The sequence below is a fragment of the Chitinophaga barathri genome (genome assembly GCF_003807585.1).
Taxonomy (GTDB): domain Bacteria; phylum Bacteroidota; class Bacteroidia; order Chitinophagales; family Chitinophagaceae; genus Chitinophaga; species Chitinophaga barathri.
Genome location: NZ_RMBX01000001.1, coordinates 532,955 through 553,280, shown reverse-complemented (window position 1 = coordinate 553,280; position 20,326 = coordinate 532,955). Strand labels below are relative to the sequence as shown.

17 protein-coding genes are annotated in these 20,326 nt (G+C 50.7%); 15 read left to right on the top strand and 2 right to left on the bottom strand.

The features are described 5' to 3' along the window. The first annotated feature begins 290 nt into the window (after positions 1–290). From traM to EG028_RS01915, 8 genes are all read left to right on the top strand, one after another. Positions 291–1,571, top strand: a complete 1,281-nt coding sequence (traM, locus tag EG028_RS01950) for a conjugative transposon protein TraM (protein WP_120514356.1) — start codon at positions 291–293, stop codon at positions 1,569–1,571. Between the two features lie 31 nt (positions 1,572–1,602). Then, the gene (locus tag EG028_RS01945) at positions 1,603–2,460 is read left to right on the top strand and encodes a DUF4138 domain-containing protein (protein WP_120514355.1); all 858 of its coding nucleotides are present in this window, start codon (positions 1,603–1,605) and stop codon (positions 2,458–2,460) included. 32 nt (positions 2,461–2,492) lie between these two features. After that, positions 2,493–3,080 carry a hypothetical protein gene (locus tag EG028_RS01940; protein ID WP_120514354.1) on the top strand — a complete coding sequence of 196 codons (588 nt, stop codon included), beginning with the start codon at positions 2,493–2,495 and terminating at the stop codon, positions 3,078–3,080. Positions 3,081–3,095: 15 nt separating this feature from the next. After that, entirely contained in the window at positions 3,096–4,142 is a 1,047-nt protein-coding gene (locus tag EG028_RS01935) for a hypothetical protein (protein ID WP_123864508.1), read from the top strand. A 47-nt stretch (positions 4,143–4,189) separates the two neighbouring features. Next, positions 4,190–5,635: a hypothetical protein gene (locus EG028_RS01930; RefSeq protein ID WP_120514352.1), complete on the top strand. Its 1,446-nt coding sequence runs from the start codon at positions 4,190–4,192 to the stop codon at positions 5,633–5,635. A gap of 83 nt (positions 5,636–5,718) precedes the next feature. Continuing rightward, a complete protein-coding gene (locus EG028_RS01925; protein WP_120514351.1) occupies positions 5,719–7,458 on the top strand; it encodes a hypothetical protein in 1,740 nt (579 codons plus the stop codon). Between the two features lie 186 nt (positions 7,459–7,644). Further along, positions 7,645–9,417 carry a hypothetical protein gene (locus tag EG028_RS01920; protein WP_120514350.1) on the top strand — a complete coding sequence of 591 codons (1,773 nt, stop codon included), beginning with the start codon at positions 7,645–7,647 and terminating at the stop codon, positions 9,415–9,417. A 437-nt stretch (positions 9,418–9,854) separates the two neighbouring features. Next, positions 9,855–10,703, top strand: coding sequence for an RteC domain-containing protein (locus tag EG028_RS01915; protein ID WP_120514349.1), 849 nt, complete (start codon positions 9,855–9,857; stop codon positions 10,701–10,703). Between the two features lie 11 nt (positions 10,704–10,714). Here the strand turns inward: EG028_RS01915 and EG028_RS01910 are convergent, their stop codons facing one another. Both EG028_RS01910 and EG028_RS01905 read right to left on the bottom strand, forming a co-directional pair. Continuing rightward, complete coding sequence (locus tag EG028_RS01910) at positions 10,715–12,640, bottom strand: sensor histidine kinase (protein ID WP_221198094.1); 1,926 nt, start codon at positions 12,638–12,640, stop codon at positions 10,715–10,717. Continuing rightward, on the bottom strand, positions 12,612–13,346 hold the full coding sequence (locus tag EG028_RS01905; protein WP_162946207.1) for a LytR/AlgR family response regulator transcription factor: 735 nt from the start codon (positions 13,344–13,346) through the stop codon (positions 12,612–12,614). The genes EG028_RS01910 and EG028_RS01905 overlap by 29 nt, the downstream gene beginning before the upstream one ends. Before the next feature lie 600 nt (positions 13,347–13,946). Between EG028_RS01905 and EG028_RS01900 the strand changes: the two genes are divergently transcribed. The 7 genes from EG028_RS01900 (at position 13,947) to EG028_RS01875 (ending at position 20,224) form a co-directional block, all read left to right on the top strand. Further along, on the top strand, positions 13,947–14,666 hold the full coding sequence (locus EG028_RS01900; protein WP_120514346.1) for a hypothetical protein: 720 nt from the start codon (positions 13,947–13,949) through the stop codon (positions 14,664–14,666). Positions 14,667–14,704: 38 nt separating this feature from the next. Then, on the top strand, positions 14,705–14,929 hold the full coding sequence (locus EG028_RS01895) for a PRTRC system protein C (RefSeq protein ID WP_120514345.1): 225 nt from the start codon (positions 14,705–14,707) through the stop codon (positions 14,927–14,929). Between the two features lie 12 nt (positions 14,930–14,941). Further along, the gene (locus EG028_RS27610) at positions 14,942–15,118 is read left to right on the top strand and encodes a hypothetical protein (RefSeq protein ID WP_162946206.1); all 177 of its coding nucleotides are present in this window, start codon (positions 14,942–14,944) and stop codon (positions 15,116–15,118) included. 134 nt (positions 15,119–15,252) lie between these two features. Beyond that, positions 15,253–16,077, top strand: coding sequence for a hypothetical protein (locus EG028_RS01890; RefSeq protein ID WP_123864507.1), 825 nt, complete (start codon positions 15,253–15,255; stop codon positions 16,075–16,077). A 5-nt stretch (positions 16,078–16,082) separates the two neighbouring features. After that, positions 16,083–16,766, top strand: a complete 684-nt coding sequence (locus EG028_RS01885; protein WP_120514343.1) for a hypothetical protein — start codon at positions 16,083–16,085, stop codon at positions 16,764–16,766. After that, positions 16,763–17,644 (top strand): PRTRC system ThiF family protein, encoded by an 882-nt coding sequence (locus EG028_RS01880; protein ID WP_120514342.1) that lies wholly within the window; start codon positions 16,763–16,765, stop codon positions 17,642–17,644. Before EG028_RS01885 ends, EG028_RS01880 begins: the two co-directional genes overlap by 4 nt. 423 nt (positions 17,645–18,067) lie before the next feature. Then, positions 18,068–20,224 (top strand): toll/interleukin-1 receptor domain-containing protein, encoded by a 2,157-nt coding sequence (locus EG028_RS01875; protein WP_120514341.1) that lies wholly within the window; start codon positions 18,068–18,070, stop codon positions 20,222–20,224. Positions 20,225–20,326 lie beyond the last annotated feature (102 nt).

Here is a 20,326-nt window from a genome sequence, read left to right as displayed (position 1 = left end):
GGTGGTCTTCTACCAGCTCAAAAATCCTGGAGCACCACAGCGCGCAACGGCCATCAACATGGGAGCGCCGGTGGCTCCACCAACGGACCTGCTTCCACGGCTAACGGCAGAGGACACTCTCTACCTGCGGCTATTTCGGGCGCGCCTCGATAGCCTGATGGCAACACCGGCAGGTAGGGACACCGTAGCTGCCTTTAACCGGCGTAGGCCCGGCTTCATCGACAGCGTCCTAACCCTCGAACAGCAACTGAGACCATGAGCCATTTTGTAAACGATCAAATTAGTGCAACATGCAAGTCACCAAAAAGAACAACAAGAAAGCGAAAATATTCCTGCCACTACTGTTCTTCCCGTTCTGTGCAATATTCTTCTCCATGATGGGAGGGGGAAAGGACAAAGAAGGACATGCAGAGAGCAAACCCAGCTCACTCAATGCCGTACTGCCTTCACCTGAAGTAGAAGGCAACATGCTCGATAAAATGAGCCTTTACAAGCGGGCAGAAGAAGATTCCGCCAAAGCAGGCCGGGAAAATGTAGCCGGGATTTTTGACACCAATAGTAATGCGAACGGGCAGCAGCCGCCAGCGGGCGCGGTGGATGCTCCGTTTTCGCCGGCCTTGGAGACTTACCCCTCTTCCCGGCCCAGACGCGATCCCGATCACCAGGTTGCCCAGCTCCAGGAGCGCCTTGCGGGTATTCAACACCTCATTGATCAGGCCGAAATGGAAAAGACCGGGCGGAAAGTTGACTTGCCCGGCAGTGATCCGGTCCAGGGTAATGATAGTCAGTTCCAGGGCCTGCAACAGCAGATGTCACAAATTCAGCAGCAGGCAGCCGGTGGTATGGACGCTGAAATGCAACAGATGAAGGGGATGATGGAGACGATCCTGGATATTCAGCATCCCAGCAGGGTCACCGATCGCCTAAAGGATGTATCCCGTAAGCAACAGGGGCGTGTCATACCAGTGACCATAACGCCAGCTACGGCACATAAGGACTACTTCGGCGGCCTTGCTCCAACAGCCGACACCAGTGGGGTAGGGGTTACAACACGCGGCGCATTCTTTGGCAGCGGCGACGGCCTCTCGGCAGATACCCTCACAGACCACACCGCCATCGCCGCCGTCGTTCATGAAACACAACAAATCGTCAGCGGTGCATGGATCAAACTTCGACTTGTCCAACCCGTATTTGTCGACGGTCGATTTGTTCCCAAAGGTGTCTGCGTGTGGGGAATGTGCTCGCTATCCGGTGAACGGCTTACCGTACAGGTAACCGGTTTGGGCATATCCAATGAACTGATGCCTGTCAGGTTGGAAGTATACGACTACGATGCCAACCCTGGTATTCGTATTCACGGGTCCATTACGCGGGAAGTCAGTAAAGAAGCAACGGACCGCACCATCCAGTCGGTGGCGCTCTCTTCCCTGAACCCTTCTATCGAAGCTCAGGCGGCTACCGCGGGCCTGGAGACAGCCAAAAACTTGCTTTCCCGGAAAGTCAAGGTTGACCCGGTTACCGTCAAAGCCGGATATCCGGTATTGCTTCGCTCAACCCAAACCAACCAGTAATATTTTTTTCTCACTTAAACTGTTTCTCACCATGAGACATTATCGTTTCCCACTTTTTTTCGTTTTGGGCGTGCTGGCAACCTTCGTCGCCGTCGCCCAGGACAAGTCACTGTTACATCCTACGGTCGCCAGCACCACCGTTATACAGGATCTACCCATTTCTGCCGGCGCTACTACCGTGCTCATTTTTCCTGTCGCCATTTGCGAAAACTGCATAGACCGCGGTCATCCCGACCTATCTACCAGCGTGGTGCCAGGTGTCAGCAACGTATTACGGGTCAAAGCAGCCAGCAACCAGATGCCTGCCACCAACCTGACGGTCTTTACCATCGACGGCATGATCTACTCTTTTTCGGTCCGCTACAATCCAACTCCAGCATCCTACCTATTCGATTTTTCCGCGAAGCCCTCCGGCGGTCAGGCACGCTTTGAAGGTGGTCGTATGAACGCCGCCGATATCGCCTCCTGCGCACTGGTTACCGCAGCGACAGCGCCACGGCGCAGCGGGCCGGTAAGTCGCAAGGTGGGTGATGTGTACATGCGGCTTCATAACATACTGCTAAAAGATGGCGTAATGTTCCTTTCGTTTGGCATCCGTAACGGCTCTCCGGTAGACTATGATCTGGATATTACCCGCTTTTATGTGCGCGACCGCAAGCGCGTCAAACGTACCTCGATGATGGAAACTAAAATAGAGCCCTTACACCTGCTCTCCAGCCCTTCCACGCGCGTGTCAGCGAAAGGGCAAGCTACGATCGTGATCGCCGTGCCAAAATTCACCATCGCGGAAGGCAAAATGTTTTGCGCGGAAGTCTTTGAACAGGGCGGTGACCGGGTGCTGCAACTGCGCCTCAAAGGCAGACACCTGCTACAGGTTAGCACGTTTTGAAACACGATTAATTCATTATTAAAAATCGAGATATGAAGAACAAGCAATTGCCGCTGCAGGATAAACTCGAATTGTTCCGGGCGATACACCAAAAACGCAACAACGAAATAGGCGGAAAGCACCTGGGATCTCGCCCCCACCTGAAAGCTACCCGGAAGTTTTATGGACAGGTACTGCGCGAATATGGGAAGTCACCTTCTATGGAGGACCAGATGATCTTGGAATCCATCCGTGATGGCCGTAAGTCCATCAACAGCAAGCTCGATCCCAATTGGTTGAAGCGCAACACCAAGGCATTTGTACGTTGGACGGGCCGCCAATTACAAAAGGCGGGAAAAGCCGTTTTCCAAAGAGGCAAGGAATTTAATGATGGTCACCCAAACTATCAGAAAGCCAACGTTGTGCGCTTCAAAGGGCCACAGATGACAAAAATCATGGACTTGCCCGGCATACGAGCCTCTCAAACCGAAGTCGGAAAGAAGTTGATAGCGGGTGGTAACCAGAATGTAGTTCCAAGAAAGAAACCCGCTGCTACCGTGCAGCTCAACCGCTCTGTCGCCCGATCGACCAGCCGGCAAATCAAACAGGATACGCCCCGCAATGGAATGAGTATGTCCTAACCTCAACTGCATCGTATGAAACATGCTATCCGCAACTTTTCTGAATTGGTCATGCAGATCGATAGGGCTGAAATGCCACCGCATATGGCAATCCAGGCGCAGATTGCCGTGCGTAAAGGAGAGGCATTCTTTACCCTGCCACACGTTATCGTGACGCCTGCCGGCGCTTTTTTCCAGGAGCTCCATTTTTCCAGCGACAACGGTGTTTGCAATTACCTCGGCCATCATCTTTACCAATTTCCGGAGTATGATTTGACACGGAGCACGCCGGTTGATACTTTGCAACTCCACCATGATATGATTAAAGCGTTCATTCCAGGGTTCCAGAGTGGAGACCCGGAGGTTGACGCTACCGCTCAGCAACAGGCTATTGCTATGCTCGGCCTATTAAAGGAACACGATCGCCATCAGTTTTACAGGATGGCAACAGGATTTCTGCAGTCGAGGAACATAGCCGGCATTAATACCGCTGAGCTCCATGAGTATGCTGGGCGAAATTCCATATCCTGCTTTTTTAGTAGCCATAACGGCGTGACAATGCGCAAAGCAATCGACTTGCTCACACCGCCGCGCTCACGGGCCGTCTTTATCTGCAAAAAGGCAGGCCAGGGTCACTGGTATCAGGTCGATTACTCCAGACGAAGCATCAGTGGTGCATTTGCACTGATCGATTATCCGCAGCATCGCTTGACACTCAGGAAAGAATTGGATGCGCTCAAACCTTTTATTCCGAAATATGCGTCCATAGACATGGTCGAGATTTTTCTTGAGAGGGGAGAAAGAATTGGCTGGCGCTTGGAAAAGGAGGACGTCAGTAGCTTCTCCATGACTGTTGATGCGATTAATGCCCGAATCCTCATATTGGACAAAAACGAAAAGTCAGTCTCGATAGCTGACCTCATTGGCGCGCTACGAAATTCTTCGAACCGCGAAGGTGTTGACATCACGCGACAATCCTACGCGCTTGCCGCCGCCCGATATCAGCCGTCGTTCAACTTCATCATTCCTAAACAACAGGACATCAGCCAGCCAGCACTGCAGTTGCGGCGCCGCAGCCGGTAATCAGGCTGCCTGTGGTCCTCAAATTCTTAACAGCAAAAACATTCGTTATGCGACAACTTCAAAATACCGAATATGTCCTTACCAATATGGAGACACTGGGATATAGTTCCCAAGCTATCCAAAGTGTGCGTGACAGCCTTTTGTTAGGCGAGGAAAACTTTAAGGTTTTCGACTATAAGATTGCCGAGAACAGACTGAATGTTTTCGATGCGGACATGAAGGTGGGAAAACACTCCCTGTTTTACAATGGATTCCAGGGCACGCAGATTCCCACCTTCAAAAACTATGCAGCGGAAGGGGTTGATACAGAAGTGCTGATTGCTAAAATCCTCAATCCCCCCAAGGGGACAGGTATTAGTAATGAGCAAACACACGAGTACCTCCAAGACATTACGGACCAGATGACGGCGCTTCGCCAACTGGATCACCGGCTATTCCATGAAATTGGTGGCGTTTTGCGGCCTATGCTTCTGGGCATCGATGCCAATACAAACAAAAAGTTCATGTCCGCCGACAGACAGCTTCATCGGCGTAACTGGTTCGGTTCACGGGATCATGTGACCCTGGAAGACGCTGCCTACTTGCTCATGGGTAGAAGTGTAAAGGTAACGACAAAGCCAGATCCCAATTTGCCGGAAAATAGCCAGCGTAACCGCAGGAATTTGCCGCAGACATCCGTCGCTAGCGAGCCGAAGCCCGTTGAGCCCTTTTACTGGCGAGAAATAGACTTCTCAAAATACAAAAACAGCGAAGGCGTCACCGAACAACCGCCGCGGTATGTGCTGGCTAAGTACGACAGTAACTGGGGATATGACGCGCGTAGTAAATTCTCGGATTTTCGTTTTCCGGACCTGGCGACAGCCGGTGAGCTGGACAAAGCTGTCGACCTGATAGAGCGCGGTAAAAGATATATCGCAGTTACTGAAAACCCTGATCATCCTACAGTTGTCGTACTGGCCCACGCCTCTCGCAAAACCATGTATCTGTTAAGCAATGACGACGTGAACATATCGCTTCATCATGAATCTTTCCGTACCGCGGAGGCTCAAATTGCGCACGACGCCCGTCGCGAGAAATTTCTTAGCCGTTTTACGGCAGAAGGAGATAATCAGCAAGTAGGCACTGACGAAGTACTCCACAGGCCGGGTCAGACGACTACAGCCCCAAAGCAATCCGGCGAACCGCCAGCCGATGATGCGGCACTTTCAGCGCCAGCATCAGCCGCTGGGCTGCAATCACCTATTTCAGATAAGTCCGCAGATGACAGGACGGTACAAGGACAGATGCCAGCACAGGGTCAGCCACCTGCACCCGATCCCGGCATCAACAGTTCCGCCCCCAATCCAGAGGAGGTAAACAAAGTCATAAACCCGCAGAATAAAACATCGACTGCAACCGGAAAGGGGCGCCATCAAAACCTTAACCGCGCTATTCAGCCCGGCCGTACCATTAAAGAAGATCCTGAGAACAAGAACCGGGTGAAACAAGGCTAAACAGCAGCAGGTAGCCAGATGCTCCTGCAAATTTGACGATCGTAAAAATGCAAACATTTTGAATGTAAAATAAACAGATAACTATGGCTCAGTATCATAGGGTTGACCACGCCGGGAGTCCTGCAGTTAAGGCTTCCGGCCAATGGATATATGCCTATCCGACAGTGGAGCAAGCTACACTTGCTCTTTTGGGGGCCTTTATTCGTTCGGCAACAGCTTATGGGGACAATGGAAACACCCTGCTCGGGATATCCCGTAGTATACAGGATGATGACGGCAACATTATCTGCAAGTTGGCCCCGGAAAAAGACAACCGGTTCTTCCTGACCGCTTATCCTACTGCTGAAACTGCACTTTTGATCTTCTTTAACGAAATACTGCAAGGGCGCCGGCCCAAAGATCCGGCTCAGGCGAAAAGAGCCAAGAAATGGCATGTGGGTTCGGTTGTAAACGGGAAAGTCGAGATCGACCCCGCTCTACGGTTGACTGCAGATAGATTTATTGAAGCCGTTGCCATTCCATTAATTCCGCAACTGCCGGCAACCGTTACTACTGAATACAAAAAGAAGGTGCTTGAAGGGGATACAGAAAAGACAATGATGGTAAATGCAGTGGGAATGTTTGCCGATGTCCAGCAAGCCCGGCTGGCCTGTGTACACTATCTCGATCGGCTTGATAGTGCCGGACCTGAAAGCTATAAAGACATTACGTCTATCTCTATTCACCAGGATAACTGCTTGGAGGGCTTTTGGGAGCCGCCAAGAGACATGCGTCGCTGTCTGACATACATGGGTGGACCGGCTCGCAATACCAGTTTGCATTTCGCCAAGCTACCCTCAATTGACGGCTGCGCAGTACATTTTCAGATCGCCCCTTTAGCGACGAGGGCTACCAAAAAGTATCCATATCCTATCGGTGAGTATCATCGGGTTCTATATTACGATAGTCATGATCACGCTTTGCAGTGTCTGCTTTCATTATCCAACGTAATGTACCAACCGGATGCCGTCCGTAGGTTTGCCAGTTACCGACCAAAACACAGGTGCTGGATTGAAAGCAACCGGGGCGAATTGCTGGCAGAAATCGGATTCGCCCGCCATCTCGAATTGAAGGCCGCAAGTTCGCAGTACCCCGGCGACCAGCCTGGTGATGCCATTTACCTTATTGTCAGTCCGCAACTATATAGCGGCATGCAGCACAAGGAAGCAGCAGGCTATTTTTCTCAAGTTGACTGTCAATTGGTTGGAACATACAACAACGGTAATTTTGAAATCAATACTGAATACCTTCTGCGACGGATAGAATTGTTGGATTATTATTTAGGTAGCGGGCAACAACATGAACTTGCGAAAGCTACCCCTTATGAAGTATTCCAATATTACGGATATGAGCGGGCCCCGGAGATTGCACCGTTTTTTCAATGCTTTCCCATGCCTACAATACGGGAAGCAGCAGCTTTTATGCTGGACCCCGCCAAAGCGGGCATTTCTCAGCCGTTTATTCCTCAGCCATATGCCGGTAAAACAGACGGCCCGACATTGCAGCAGGCGGTGGTGATGGAGACCGGAAGACGACTGCCGCTGATAGTAGCCGGATACAATCCGGACCTTTCTGTCGCCAACATCAGCCATGCCAAGGACCTTTTACCACATCCCCTGGCCGATTACCTCAATTCCATAGGAGTGCAGGCCATTGATCTACGCCAACCCGTCCAGCCTGCGAAAACACAACTACCTGCTACCAACTACCATCTGACCCGGATGCAGGAACGATTAGTACGGGATCAATCTGACAGTATCAATCGAAAACAGCGATTCGGTTAGGAGAAAAGAATCAGCAGACACGGAAATCAATACAAACAACTGGTGTTGGGCTGCCGCTGAAACCCAGCAACAGGCTAAGATGCAATCCCGCAGATCCGCGGAAGCAACCAGAAAAACCAGCTTCGATGATCTGCGCGGCTATTGGACGGAAGAACAATAACATTCTGCATCACTAACTATGTACACATGTACCGATTTTTTACTTATCACCACAACGCAACACCTGCCGATCTGCATGAAGGAGGTTACTTTCATGCTGGTTATCCCGATATAAATCAGGCGATGCTTGATTTTTTGCTGGCTGTCAGGTATGATTCATTGCGAATCAAACCCACCGATAGCGCGGATGACTTCCGAAAAACATCTATATATGACCAAAGGGGCTGGCGCCTTGCCAGTGTTTATATGGATGAACACCGTAATCTGCGGCTTGAATTGACACCTGCCGAGCCCAATCCGGTGGAAGGGTGGTTGATCGATGCGCCGACCGCATCTCTTTTTGTCGCTTTTCACCTGGAGTCCAGAAATTGGCTGCTGGCCAGCCCGGGTACGGATAACGTCTATCAAATGTCCGATAGGATGGTTGAAATGATGAACGTTGCGCGGATGTATTATGATCCCAACAGCTTCCCCTATCAGCAACAAGGATTCTTAGTGGAAAGGCGAGGTTATCGGGTGGTGCAGCCTGGAACCCTCGAAAAAGATAGTGAGTTCCTACAATTGTTCGATTACTTTAGTTCGCGCCAGAACGCCCTTGCCAGTTTCAATTTTCAAAAGGGAGCACAGGGGCACAGCCGCCATTATGGCCCTTTCGCTCTCATGGAAAGCCGCTTGATTTCCATTCCCGATAAAACAACATTATTTCAATCCGATGGCTTTGGAAGCTGGAATCCTGGACTATTTGTTAAAGACCCGCATCCGCAGCATTTCGGGTTTCTTCGCCACCGCGATCCGGAATACCACCCGTGGTCAGGACAGTCCATGGACTATGCTGTGTCGGTTAATGGCGACCTTGTGGACCCGCATGATCCTCAAATGGCAGTGCAACCGAGGGTACGTTTTTCTTCAACATTGCACCTGCAATCTCAAACCCACGCAATGGATACTTTCCTCAATTTCGATCCCAGGCTGTTGCAGGATACCAGTTTTCGGCGCTATGCCCAGGCATTCGCTTGTGAGCGCGTTCAGTTAGTTGATCGTAGAACAGAAGTCAAACTAATGGCTGAAATTGCAAGAGGAGGGCAGCTAACCATACCAGATCAAAATAACGAACTTCAGCCCATGCCATCACAGACCACCTATTTGATTTTTAATGCGAAGTTTCATCACATGATGCCCAAAACATTTACTGACAAGTTTCCTCCAAAGATCAGCGAGGACGGCGGGAAAGTATTTATCTCCGAAATTGCCCGCCGGTCAAACCATGAGCTTCTCTATAACCATACCGCGGTTCATGCACTGTCCGTGCTTTCTCTGCGACGTCAACCGGATAACGCGGAAATACCATACATACCATACCGCGCCTGTGTTACCTATATCCCTTCAGGAACTGCCAGGGACCAAAACCCGGAATCATTTCAGGTGTACTTTCGCCTGAACGATCTTACTCGCCTATCAAGTCTATTGGCGAATATACCACAGGGCATTACAGCGGATTTTGGCCCCATTCGTACGCCACCCCAGCCCATCTCAGTAACAGTGATTAATTCCAATGGGCTGCAACCGATACTGCACCTCACCAAACAGGGAGGTATGAGCGATCTGCTGGTGATGGCACCCGCCTATATTCCGGCGCCGATTGTTGAAGATCTGACGGCTATATACCGTGGGAAATATACCATGGTGGATGGTCCCGATAAACTCTTTGAACTTATTGCCGGCGGTAGCGAAGCCATCGCCGAACAAGTGCGTAAAACCAACGAAAGTGACCCATCACAGCAAAGAAGAATGTCACGGTAGCCGTTTTGGAAGCAGATTCCGGCTCCGATATATCGCTGATCATACTGGCGGCAAGAGGAGGGCAGCTCTGCGGGAGCGCAACTGCCTGAGTAATACCGCCCGTCCCGTGGGATCTGCAAGGCAGGTTCTCGATTACAGCCCGGCGCAATGCCGGGCTTATTTTTTGGCAATAGGTAATGAAAGTTTTCAGGGTGTTGTTCTAGCCCACTGCAGTTTTTTGTAGCGGCGACTATTCGGTCAATCTGTATCGAAAATCCGCGAATCCGTTTTTGCCCGCCATCCAGCGCTGACATATCCCACTCACGTAGCCTTTTTGGTTCGATGAGTGTGCTATGTTATGTTTGAATGAGCATTTGCTATATTGAAAATCCTGCGCGCGGGTACTGATTTCATAACGCTTGTGGCTATAAGCGCCGCTAATCCTAAAATCGGTATCCATGACTATTATCAAATGTACCCAGGAAATCATCGCCAGGCTACTAACAGATCTGGAGCAAGCTGACCACGGCCATGCGGCAGATGCTGCTACGGTAGGCAACTGTGTCCAAATTTGCGCCGAGGCCGTGCAACAGATCAACGCGGCCGTCGAAACGCAAGAATTTACCGACACCGACGAACAGATCCATTTCTTTCGCAAACTTCGTCCACAAATTGATGGGCGTCTCTTCTACTATCTGCAATTGCTGCGCCTGCTGGCCGCAACGCCGGTCACCGGCCTGGCAGATAAACAAAAGACTTACCGCGAAGAAGTGGATAAAATAACCAACTTCCGCAACGACAACAAAGAGTTTTTACTTTACTGCGAGCTGAACTTCGATTTCCTTGACTTGTATTATTTTACCCGTAGTACTACAGTGTTTCATTTTTCAGGTCAAGTAACCATTGCAGATAAACGATATTATGCACCCAAGTCCCATGAAATGGCAGCGGACACGGGCTATCGCCTCCTGGAGCAGTACCTCGATAAACTGATGTACGGCGCTGACATGCACAAATGGTCACAGGCGCCAGGCCGCGAACACGGAGGTCTGCAATGGACGGGCACCATCGCAGCGCTCACCGAACTGGCATATGCCGTTAACGAGCTCGGTATGCTCGGCGGCAGGAAACTGGAGATAAACAAACTCGCGGAATTTTTCGAACGGATCTTTGGCATTCGGTTCATTAATATCTATAAAGCATACGAGGGCATCCGCATCCGCAAAAGGCAGCGTACGCCATTTCTCGATGCGTTGCGCACCGCATTAGTCGCCCGGTTTGAATATGACGATGCCCACTGCAAATGAAGATTCTCCGCTTACCGGTAGGGTAGGTCAAGGGCTACCAGCACACCCCGGCCTTGAACTTGTTTCTTGTCACGGATAGACAGGCTCGTATCTCGCCCAGTCTCCCATTTGAGGATATCGAGCCGTGCTTCGGTGATCTGCGTCGATTCTGAGGTCTTTCCCGGCGCTTGCATTCGGTGACGCAAGCCTGGGCCGTTGTCTTCGATCACGCAATGCAGCACCCCGTCGCCGCGTCGGATGGAGACCCTAATATGGCACGGCTCGGACATCGCAGCCACCCCGTGGATCACCGCATTTTCTACGAAAGGCTGAATCAGCATTGTCGGTACCTCCAGCTCATCCTGGCGATAGCCTTCAAAAACGGATATGTCATAGCTCATCCGGGCATAGTTTTTTGATTGGATGGAAAGGTAGGCTTCCAGCGCTTCGATTTCATCTGCCAGCGGTACCCAACCCTGCCGTGAATTATCAAGGCTGATCTTGGCCAATCTCGAAAAGCTGCCGATATAGGCTTTTGCCTTTTCCGTTTCGCCGGCCTGTATAAATCCGTGGAGCACGCCAAGGGAATTGAAGATAAAGTGCGGCTCCATGCGACTACGCAACATTTGGTCGATAAGCATCTTTTCCCTTGCTTCAGACTTCCGCCGGCTCCTACGATATCGGCGCCAGGCGATGTAGGCGCCACCGACGACCAGCAGCAGGCCCAAAATGATTAGGTTATTGCGTCGCCGTACTTCCGCCGCCATATACATGCGCTGTACATTGGCTTCCGCAAGCTCAAGTTTGGTCTCGCGTACGCGAAACCTCGTATCAATCTCCATGGCGTCGGCCTGGCGGCTTGCGCTGTCTTCCCGTTGGTGGTAGAAGTAGAACGAATCCATCGATTGCACAACCTGTACCCAATGCTGGTGGCTGTGCTGCAGTTGAGCGCGTGCGGAGAAAATACGGGCGAGGACAGCGGGGTCACCCTCGACGCGCGCCAGCAATAGGGCTGTATCAAGGTAAGCGCTGGCAACCCGGTAGTTTTTTAACTGCATGTTGACGTTGCCAAGATTGAAATATATACCAGCAGTAAGCTCACCAACAGCACGGCGAAACGTCAGGGCATCAGCCATATAATGTCGTGCCTTTTCATACAACTCTTGGTCGGCCATCATGGCTCCCAGCACTTCCGCCCGCTCGGCGGGCGTATACACATTAAAACGCAGCGAATCCTGCAGTATCCGCTGGGTAAATATTTTTGCCGAATCATTCATCGCTCCTTTGCGGTAATATACCAGTATGTTGTGGACGAAATATTCCTTGTAGACTTGTGCGTTTGCATACCTCAACCCCAGGAAAAGGTACCTGTGTTCCCCGGCGGTATCGTGCATCAGTTCGAGGCACTTCGATAACCCCAGGCACGACAGTGCGACCGTATTTGAATCGTCCGTGCGTAACCCGATAGGCAGTGCCTGTTGAAGCAATACAAGTGCCGTGTCGTAGTTTCCGCGTAAACCCTCGAAATGACCGAACTGCGATAGGGCAGCGCCGTAAAATTTATTAGTTGTGTCTTGTTGGCGGGCAAGGATCGTAGCTGTCTCAAATGAACGGGCAGCGTTGCTATAATCGTATATCATCATCTCAGCCATACCACGGATACGATGCCATGTGCTGGTGACACCATAGTGACGGAGACTGTCTACCAGCGGCCGGATGCTATCGAGGTAGGCGAAGTTGTGGCGCTGCTCGCCCGTTCTGATGGAAAACCCTATGTCTCTGCGCATCATGTTAACGATGCTGTCAGCACCAGCGTCGCTCAATGTCTCTACTGCTGGCTGCTGACAGCCGGTAGCGATAGAGAAAAAGATAAAAAGCAGGCGGTTCATGAGGGTACGGTGTGATGAAGGTTTGAAAATGGAAATGAGTTCACAACATTTTAAGCCGATCAGCCACATCCTGTATGCGTCTTTCAGATACTGGAACCCGCACCCCGTCTCTGAGCCGAAGGTGGCCACTATAATCGAGACTGGATACATGATGAAGATTGACGAGGTAGGACTGATGGGAGCGCATAAAATTACTACTTGGCAGTAGATCTTCATATTCCTTTAGGCGCTGGGTAACCTGAATTTGGCGGTCGGCAAGGTGGAAGACCGTGTGTTCTCCCGTTGCTTCCAGGTAATAGATCTCCGCAGGCGATAGCAGATGCAATATTTTACCCTCTCGCAGGGCCAGGCGCTGCAGTGGCCGCTGCCGATAGACCTCTGTGGCTATTGCAGTCTGCCCTACTGTTGCCGGCAGGTAATCGGCAAGCCTGCCCAATGCCGTGGCAAACTGGTCCCGATCGAACGGCTTAACAAGGTAATCGAGCGCGCCCGCCCGGATGGCCCGGATGGCGAAAGTCTCATGCGCTGTCAGAAAGATGACCTTAAAACGCCAGTGGCCAAGACTGTCAAGTATATCAAAGCCCGTTCCGCCGCGAAGCTCCACATCGAGCAAGACCAGGTCCGGGTCGTGGACGGCGATCAGGTCAATGGCTTCCTCCACCGATGAAGCTACGCCCGACAGGGCAAGCTCAGGTCGTGAGCCAACAAATGCCGCAATATCGGCAGCCTGCACGGGCATATCTTCCACAATGAGGGTACGGATAAGACGATTCATAATCTGATAAGCGTGGTTACTATTAAGTCTGCTGTATGCCATTAGTCCTGACGCGGTATGCGCCGGTTATCACCATGAACGGGGTACAGGACTCTTGAGAGTACCCCTGCCAGACGCACGGCTTGTCTGCTATCCACTTTTTTCGAGACGGTCCGAAGCGAGATTACAACTTGTTCCTATATGCGATACTGGAAATTTACCAAAGTTTCCCCGAACACAGGATTTTATAAGTATAAATATAATTGATACATACTATAGAGATTATCTATTTCTATACTGCCTTCTTATTTCCCTCATAGATGACACGGTCATCAGTTTCCCTACGCACAAGTCCTTTTAAACCGGTTTCGCGAAGCTACATACCGGCGCCGAGCGTACGAAATTCTGCGCCGGCCGCAGTGGCTGCCTGCTTGCCTACCGGTTTGGTGAAAAAAATCCCACCCGAAGCGGGTAATATTTTTTATCCCCAAAAATGTCTTCCGCCTCTGCCGGTTTGTGCTGGTCGCTAACGGTTAGGAAGGCCGGCCCATCCGGCAAAGGTCTTCCCACTTTTTTCACCACCTGTTCGCTATCAGCGGCAGTACAAACACACTTTTTATTATGGAAAGTATCAATTTCTTTTCCGCACTTGAAAGCCTCGGCTTACATGGTACGCTGCAAATCGCCGTTACGCTGGTTCCTGCACAACCCATTGCCGTATCCATTATGCTACATGCCCCCGATGGCAAAAGTCATTCGGTCACTCCTATTGCGCCACTAACCCTGACAGGTAGTGGCGTAGAACTGGACATGCACTTTCTCCCAAAGGCCACACAGCCGATGGCGGATACCAACGCCTTTTTGACCAACGTAATTCAGTATAACGCTGAACTGGAAGCCGCCAGAGCTAAGGAAGACAAGAAGCGTAAGGATAAAGTTCAGTCCGATGTCAGCGCGAAGGACAGAATGAAGTCGCAGAAGGAACGCGACTTCGATATTTTCATGAAAAGCGTTGCGGACTATGAAAAACGCACCGAGTTCCGGCAGGCAATCGGCTACATCGACCGCATGGGTAAAAAGCATCCGGATTACGCTGGCCGAATAGCCACCCGCAGGGCCGAACTGATCGTCAAAATGGAACAAAAGGAAGGCGGCATATGGCAGGGGGGCGCGGATGCACCGCAGGTGGCCCCGCACGTTGATCCTACGGATGGCACCAGCCAAGATAGTAGCGAGTTAGACGAAACTGAAGACCCCGACGAGCAAGACCCTGATGAGCCACTGCAAGACGATACCGGGGAATGTGATCCTTTCGCCTCCGCTCCGCTCATCGAAGACTAACCCCCACCTTTTATTTCCACTTCAAAAACTTAATAATCATGATAGAAGTAAAAACGCTTCCGCGACTGTTTGTCACCTATTTGAGCAACAGTACTACAGAAACAGTTCTCGCCGATCCGGGTGAACACCTAACACCGGCCATGGTGTGCATGCACTATGCGCCTATGTACCCGCTACTGGCCAGCGCTACTCCTGATGGCCCGAAACTGGAGCCCAGAGGCCGCGTCTACTACATCAAACCAATTGTCGGAACTAAAGGCTAAAAGTCATGAAACATGAAAGTGAAAATAATAATTCGTCCTCCGGCCGCAAAGCCAGACGCGGGTTTAAAGGAGGTTCACAACAAACTCGGCTACTTCATGAAGGACACCTTGCGACTGCCCGAAACCAGCGAGATAGCTCGCCGCAAATACAAGCCAGCTTCGCTGCCGATGCAACTGCCGCCATTTTAAGCCAAACCATACCATCGGTATGGTTTGGCCCCGGCGATCCGCGCCTGATACGAAAGCGCTTTCAAGGGGCTGCACGCAGAATCTGCCGGTTCCTCAAACTCCCACGCTACCAACCCTCTCGCATACCCTTTCCCTTGGGCCTCGTCGAGGACTACGACCGCCTTTGCCAGCAAATGCGGGAGAACAATTCAACCTACCGGCTATTTGTAGCAGATAGTCCTCCGCAGTTGGGGTGTCTCGGTATTGTCTCGGCTGCCGTCCTTGAACCCGTCTTTTTGCCGATGGCCACCCTTGGATACATGATCGAAGATAAGCCGCAACATCCGGCCATCCCCGTGATCGCCACATCTTTTGCCTACCTGATGGAAGTTGCCGGGCTACTTTCGCCCTTCGCCAACAGTGTCGTCAGCCAGATTTATGAGGACATCGGTCAGTCTGCCGGGGATTACGGGGATGAGGAGGGCGAAGAAGACCACTGTCAAATCGTATGGGACGAACTGGCCGAAGGGGAAGAATATTGTTGTACCGCTTTGCGCTATATCAAGGAGCAGACTGATCTCTCCCAGTGGAAAAGAATCATCGCTGGCTACGGGGCAGTAAAGGCGAGTAATAAGAATCTGGTCCGTGCCAGCAGGCGCCTGTTAGGTCTCTATCGAAAGTATCCGGGTAGCAGCATGCACGATGGCGTTTACCCCGATCTGGCCGAACCCGGCGAAGATGAACCGCTCACAATCGACCAGTGCCTCGGCTTCTGCTACGGGAACGGTGATCGCGTGCCAGACGATTTCGAGTGCTGGATCAACCACCCCGCATGGGAAGAAGACCACAATTACCTGCCGATGGGCTATATCGTCTTTCCGCCCAAGGGCAAGCCCCTTGTCGGTAGTAGCGAATTTACCGAGCGACTCTATAGTTGCTGCGCCGCCCTTGCGGGTGCGCTCCAAACTTTTAAAATGTAACAGTCATGAAAAACTTCATTTACGCCCTCCGAAATATCTACCAGCCCTCTACGGCCATCATCATCCGCGAAGGCACCGAAGACTTCTACGTTGAACAGATGCAGTTTAACGCCGCAGGCAGACTTTGCAAGCCGCGCCCAATGCCGCTGGACCAACTGGCCGAACTAGGAGCGCGGCTGGTTGCGCAAGGCCGTAAATCCACCGCTTACCTTCCGGCCACCCTCATCCCTTTATCGGTCTTGCATATCGGCGAGGGGTCAGCGATCTGGTACACGCCCGCAGCTATTCGCCCGTTGCATTTCATCGACGGACTGAACATAGAAAGCCGCAATTACCCGGTCCCGGCGCTGCTATGGTCGGCCAGCGGCAATCGTCTTCGAATTTTTGCCCTCACCGGGCAGGAGCCTCCTGATCTTGATACACAGCTCTACCATGCACCCTTCCTAAATGTCAGCGATGAGGGGAATGTTTGTATGGGTAACGCCGGGATCGATCTGGAAGCGTGCGCCAACCTGCAAAAAACCATGGACGCGTGGGAACGCCATTTCTTTGGGTCGCTTTTTTCCCACAGCAACCGCAAAGCCGGACCTGATCCCACTACTATCTGGCAAAGCATCGCCGCCGATGCCACCAGTTTTCCACCCGCTAAGCTCCAACTTACACGTTTCACCTTAAATCAACTGTTATGAATACCATCACGCATTACCCCTTGATCCATTGCCTGGCTCCCGTTCTGCAAGCGCCACCACACCCCATCACCGTCAACGTCATCGGTGCCGGTGGCACCGGCAGCCACCTCGTTACACTACTGGCAGATACCACTTACGTGCTTAACCAACTGGGCCACCCCGGATTTCATGTACGGGTTTTCGACGCCGACCAGATCACCCAACCCAACATCGGAAAGCAGCGCTTTTCCACCGCCGAGATCGGTATGAACAAAGCGGAGGCCGTAGTCACCCGCATCAACCGCTATTTCGGGTTTGGGTGGGAGGCCGAAGACAGGCGGTTTGACGAGAAACTCTTTGAACATGACAGCGGGCAGTGCCACGAACTCTATGCGCAGGTTACCATCAGTTGCGTCGACGAGGTAGGGCCGCGCCATGGGATCGCACGCGTGTTGCGGGCATCCCAAAAGCGTCATATCCACCCCACCCGTAAGCCCCTGTACTGGATCGACTGCGGCAATACCAATCACACCGGTCAGGCACTGCTATGTACCGTGGGAAAGGTCAAGCAGCCCAAAATGAAGCAGGTGCGGACCGTAAGCGCTGTGCCGTTTGTGACCAAAGAGTTCGGCCACCTGATGGTAGACGTTCCCGATACGCCCAGTTGCTCAACATGGGAAGCACTCCAAAAACAAGACCTCTTTATAAATCGTGCGGTGGCGCTATCTGCCGTCAGGATGCTGCGCGAGTTGGTGGTAAACCTCCAAATCGCTTACCGCGGATCGGTCATCAACCAAAAAACCGGGTTTGAAGTGCCGGTACCGTTCGGCGATCCCGATGCTGTCGCCCCGGAAGCTCCCCGGCCACGCCGCAAAACAAGAAGCGGCCAGCATGCCTGATGGCGGGGTAGAAGCTGCGGTGGGGGACCACCCAGCGCAGCTTTATTAAACCCGTGCCGGGTCAAAAAAACGCGCGGCGCCGGATACGCAGCGGGTGGATTGGTGCAGTGGTGTAGCAAGTGCCAGGCTCAAAAATTGCTGCAGCGCCGGACGCGCAGACAGTAGATGGTGGGAAAAGTAGCGAGACATGCAGCCCCATCGGAGACGGCTTTTGAGCGAGGAATGATTAATGAAGTGCGGGCGAATTGAAGAAATTACAGTGCTTAGGATACAATGAAATCCACCGCTTGCCTAACCCATACGTTCATTTATTCGCTGATTTGCTGGTTCCAGGTGGTTTAAAAAAGGAGATAAGCTTTTTTTCGAATGGTAATTATTGATTAAATTGAATATTAACTATTTTTCGGGCATATATTACTTTCTATGGCTGTTAGCATCATGTTTTATTGGAAGTATCGGGGATTGACTCAGGAAAAAATTGGGGAGTTAGTGTTGAGTAAAACTGATTTTCAAAGTCAATTTACAGAACTGATCAAATATTATCCTATTGTTTCCCAGGGTGGCATTTTTGGTACCTACAACAATAACGAGGAACTAGTGCATAAAATATTTTGTGGTTGCAACAATTGTCATCAGAAAAGATTACAGGATAAAGATGGAGTTTTTGTTGATAGACAAATAGATGCTGGCTGGCGAAACGTTAGGTCAGTGTTGGATTCCGATATTCCTTACAATGATAAGTTTGCCTTTTGGATCAGAGAGGGGCTTGATCCAAGTACAGTTTATCATCATCCCAATAGGGGAGACAGACATACTGTTATACCCAGCGATAGCCGAAATTTTGGGGCTTACAACCAAGCGGTGTATAGACACCAATTAGAGTTCGAGACCACTTTGTTCAATGAGATTTCACTGGGACAATTAGTAAAGGACTTTGAAACAAGAATGAGCAGGGCTTTGTACCCTGAACAGTTAGTTGAGAAAAACAAGGCTGATCTCCATACTAGAATGGAAAATCATCGCAATAAGAACATCAGAACGACTTTTGAGGACTTGGTTTCGGGCGGAGAACTTAACTGGAGGGAGAAACCGTGGGAATACATTGAATGCGCAGAGAAGGTAGTAGCTCATGAAGCCTACTTGTTCTTACATTACTTGGAATCCTATCCAAAGGTAGAAGTATCTCCCTGTTTTGTTGCCTATGCGGGCGAACTTTTAGGAGGGGATCAGAGCGGGGTAGCCTGGAGCGAGATTGCTGACTTTTTTCTGGCCAAATCCAAGGATTACCATATAGATCTGCCGATTGTGGATGCAGAGTTTCCTATCGACGGCAGCATTTACAGCAAGCGCGACGGCTTTATTCAATGCGTTGGGGCATTTCCTGCTGATCTTCACCTGGCGTTATTAACGGAATTTGCCGCCGTTGTTGGAAAGGAGGATTCGCAAATTTTTATTGGCAGGTTGAAAACGATTCGGGCACCTACTGGACCAAGAAATAGGAAACTCAGCGAATTGGACAAGTGGGAACCAGGTAGGTCAGCAACTACAAAAAATAGATTTATAATGGACAAAACTAATATTCAACTATCCGGTACTTCCAGGAGGATACTGCGGTTTCTTTACAAGCAAAGCGAATTAAGGCCACCGGTCCCTGGAATCATCAGCATGAGAACCGGGATTAGTATGGATGAAATTCGCTCCGAAGGAGATAAGCTGGAGGGGTATGACCTAATCGAGCGTAGCGATGGTAAGGTGGAAATCACCCAAGTCGGCAAAACGTGGCTTGAAAAGGATAATGAAGGACAGGAGGATCGCATTCGTGAGTTTGTATATACAGATTATGATTTTGCACTTTTACGATTCTTATCAGAACAAGACTGCCCAATTCCAATGGATGAAATGCCGCAAGTTCTAGTTGATGAGGCGCCCCGTACCACCAATGGCTACCCGGAGATGAACTTACTCCAGAAATTACAAATTGAATTGAACCGCTACATTATTGAAGAAAACCAGAAGTATTCACTTTCTCGGGGCGGCCAGAAGTACTTCGAGCATCTATTAAAGGGTAAAGGCAATAATCATAACAGCACGGCCATACACGAAGGCAGGAAAACAAAAACCCGTATTTTCATCAGCTATGCACATGCAGATAAGGAATGGTTAGTGGTATTAAAGGACCATCTTAAAGCATTGGCGCATGTTTCTCAGGATGAAATCGAGGAATGGAACGATACTACTAACCTGTTGACCGGCGATGTGTTTGAACATGAAATAGAAAAAGCTATCGGCGAAGCAGATATCGCCATTTTCCTTGTTTCCACTAAGTTCCTGGGTTCTAAGTTCATTCGTTATAAAGAACTCGCCCCGCTTTTGGAGAAGGCCGAGCGGCAAGGCACACTATTGATGCCGGTAATCATTAGCCCATGCCTCTTTTCCGAATCTTTGTTAAGGAACTACCAAGCAGTGAACGATCCGCAGCAACCTCTTTGTGACATGAGCCCTAGCGATCAGGAAAAAGAGTTTTTGAAGCTTTGTCGGCATATTTTAATGCAATTAGATAGGAAACGTCAAGAACGTTAATTCCAGTGCCATCATAGGCTTTGCAATTTGTGAAATGGGCGGTCTGTTAGACCAAGTGGCATCGGATAAGTGGCTGTTTTTGTAGGGTATTTTTTTGAGGCA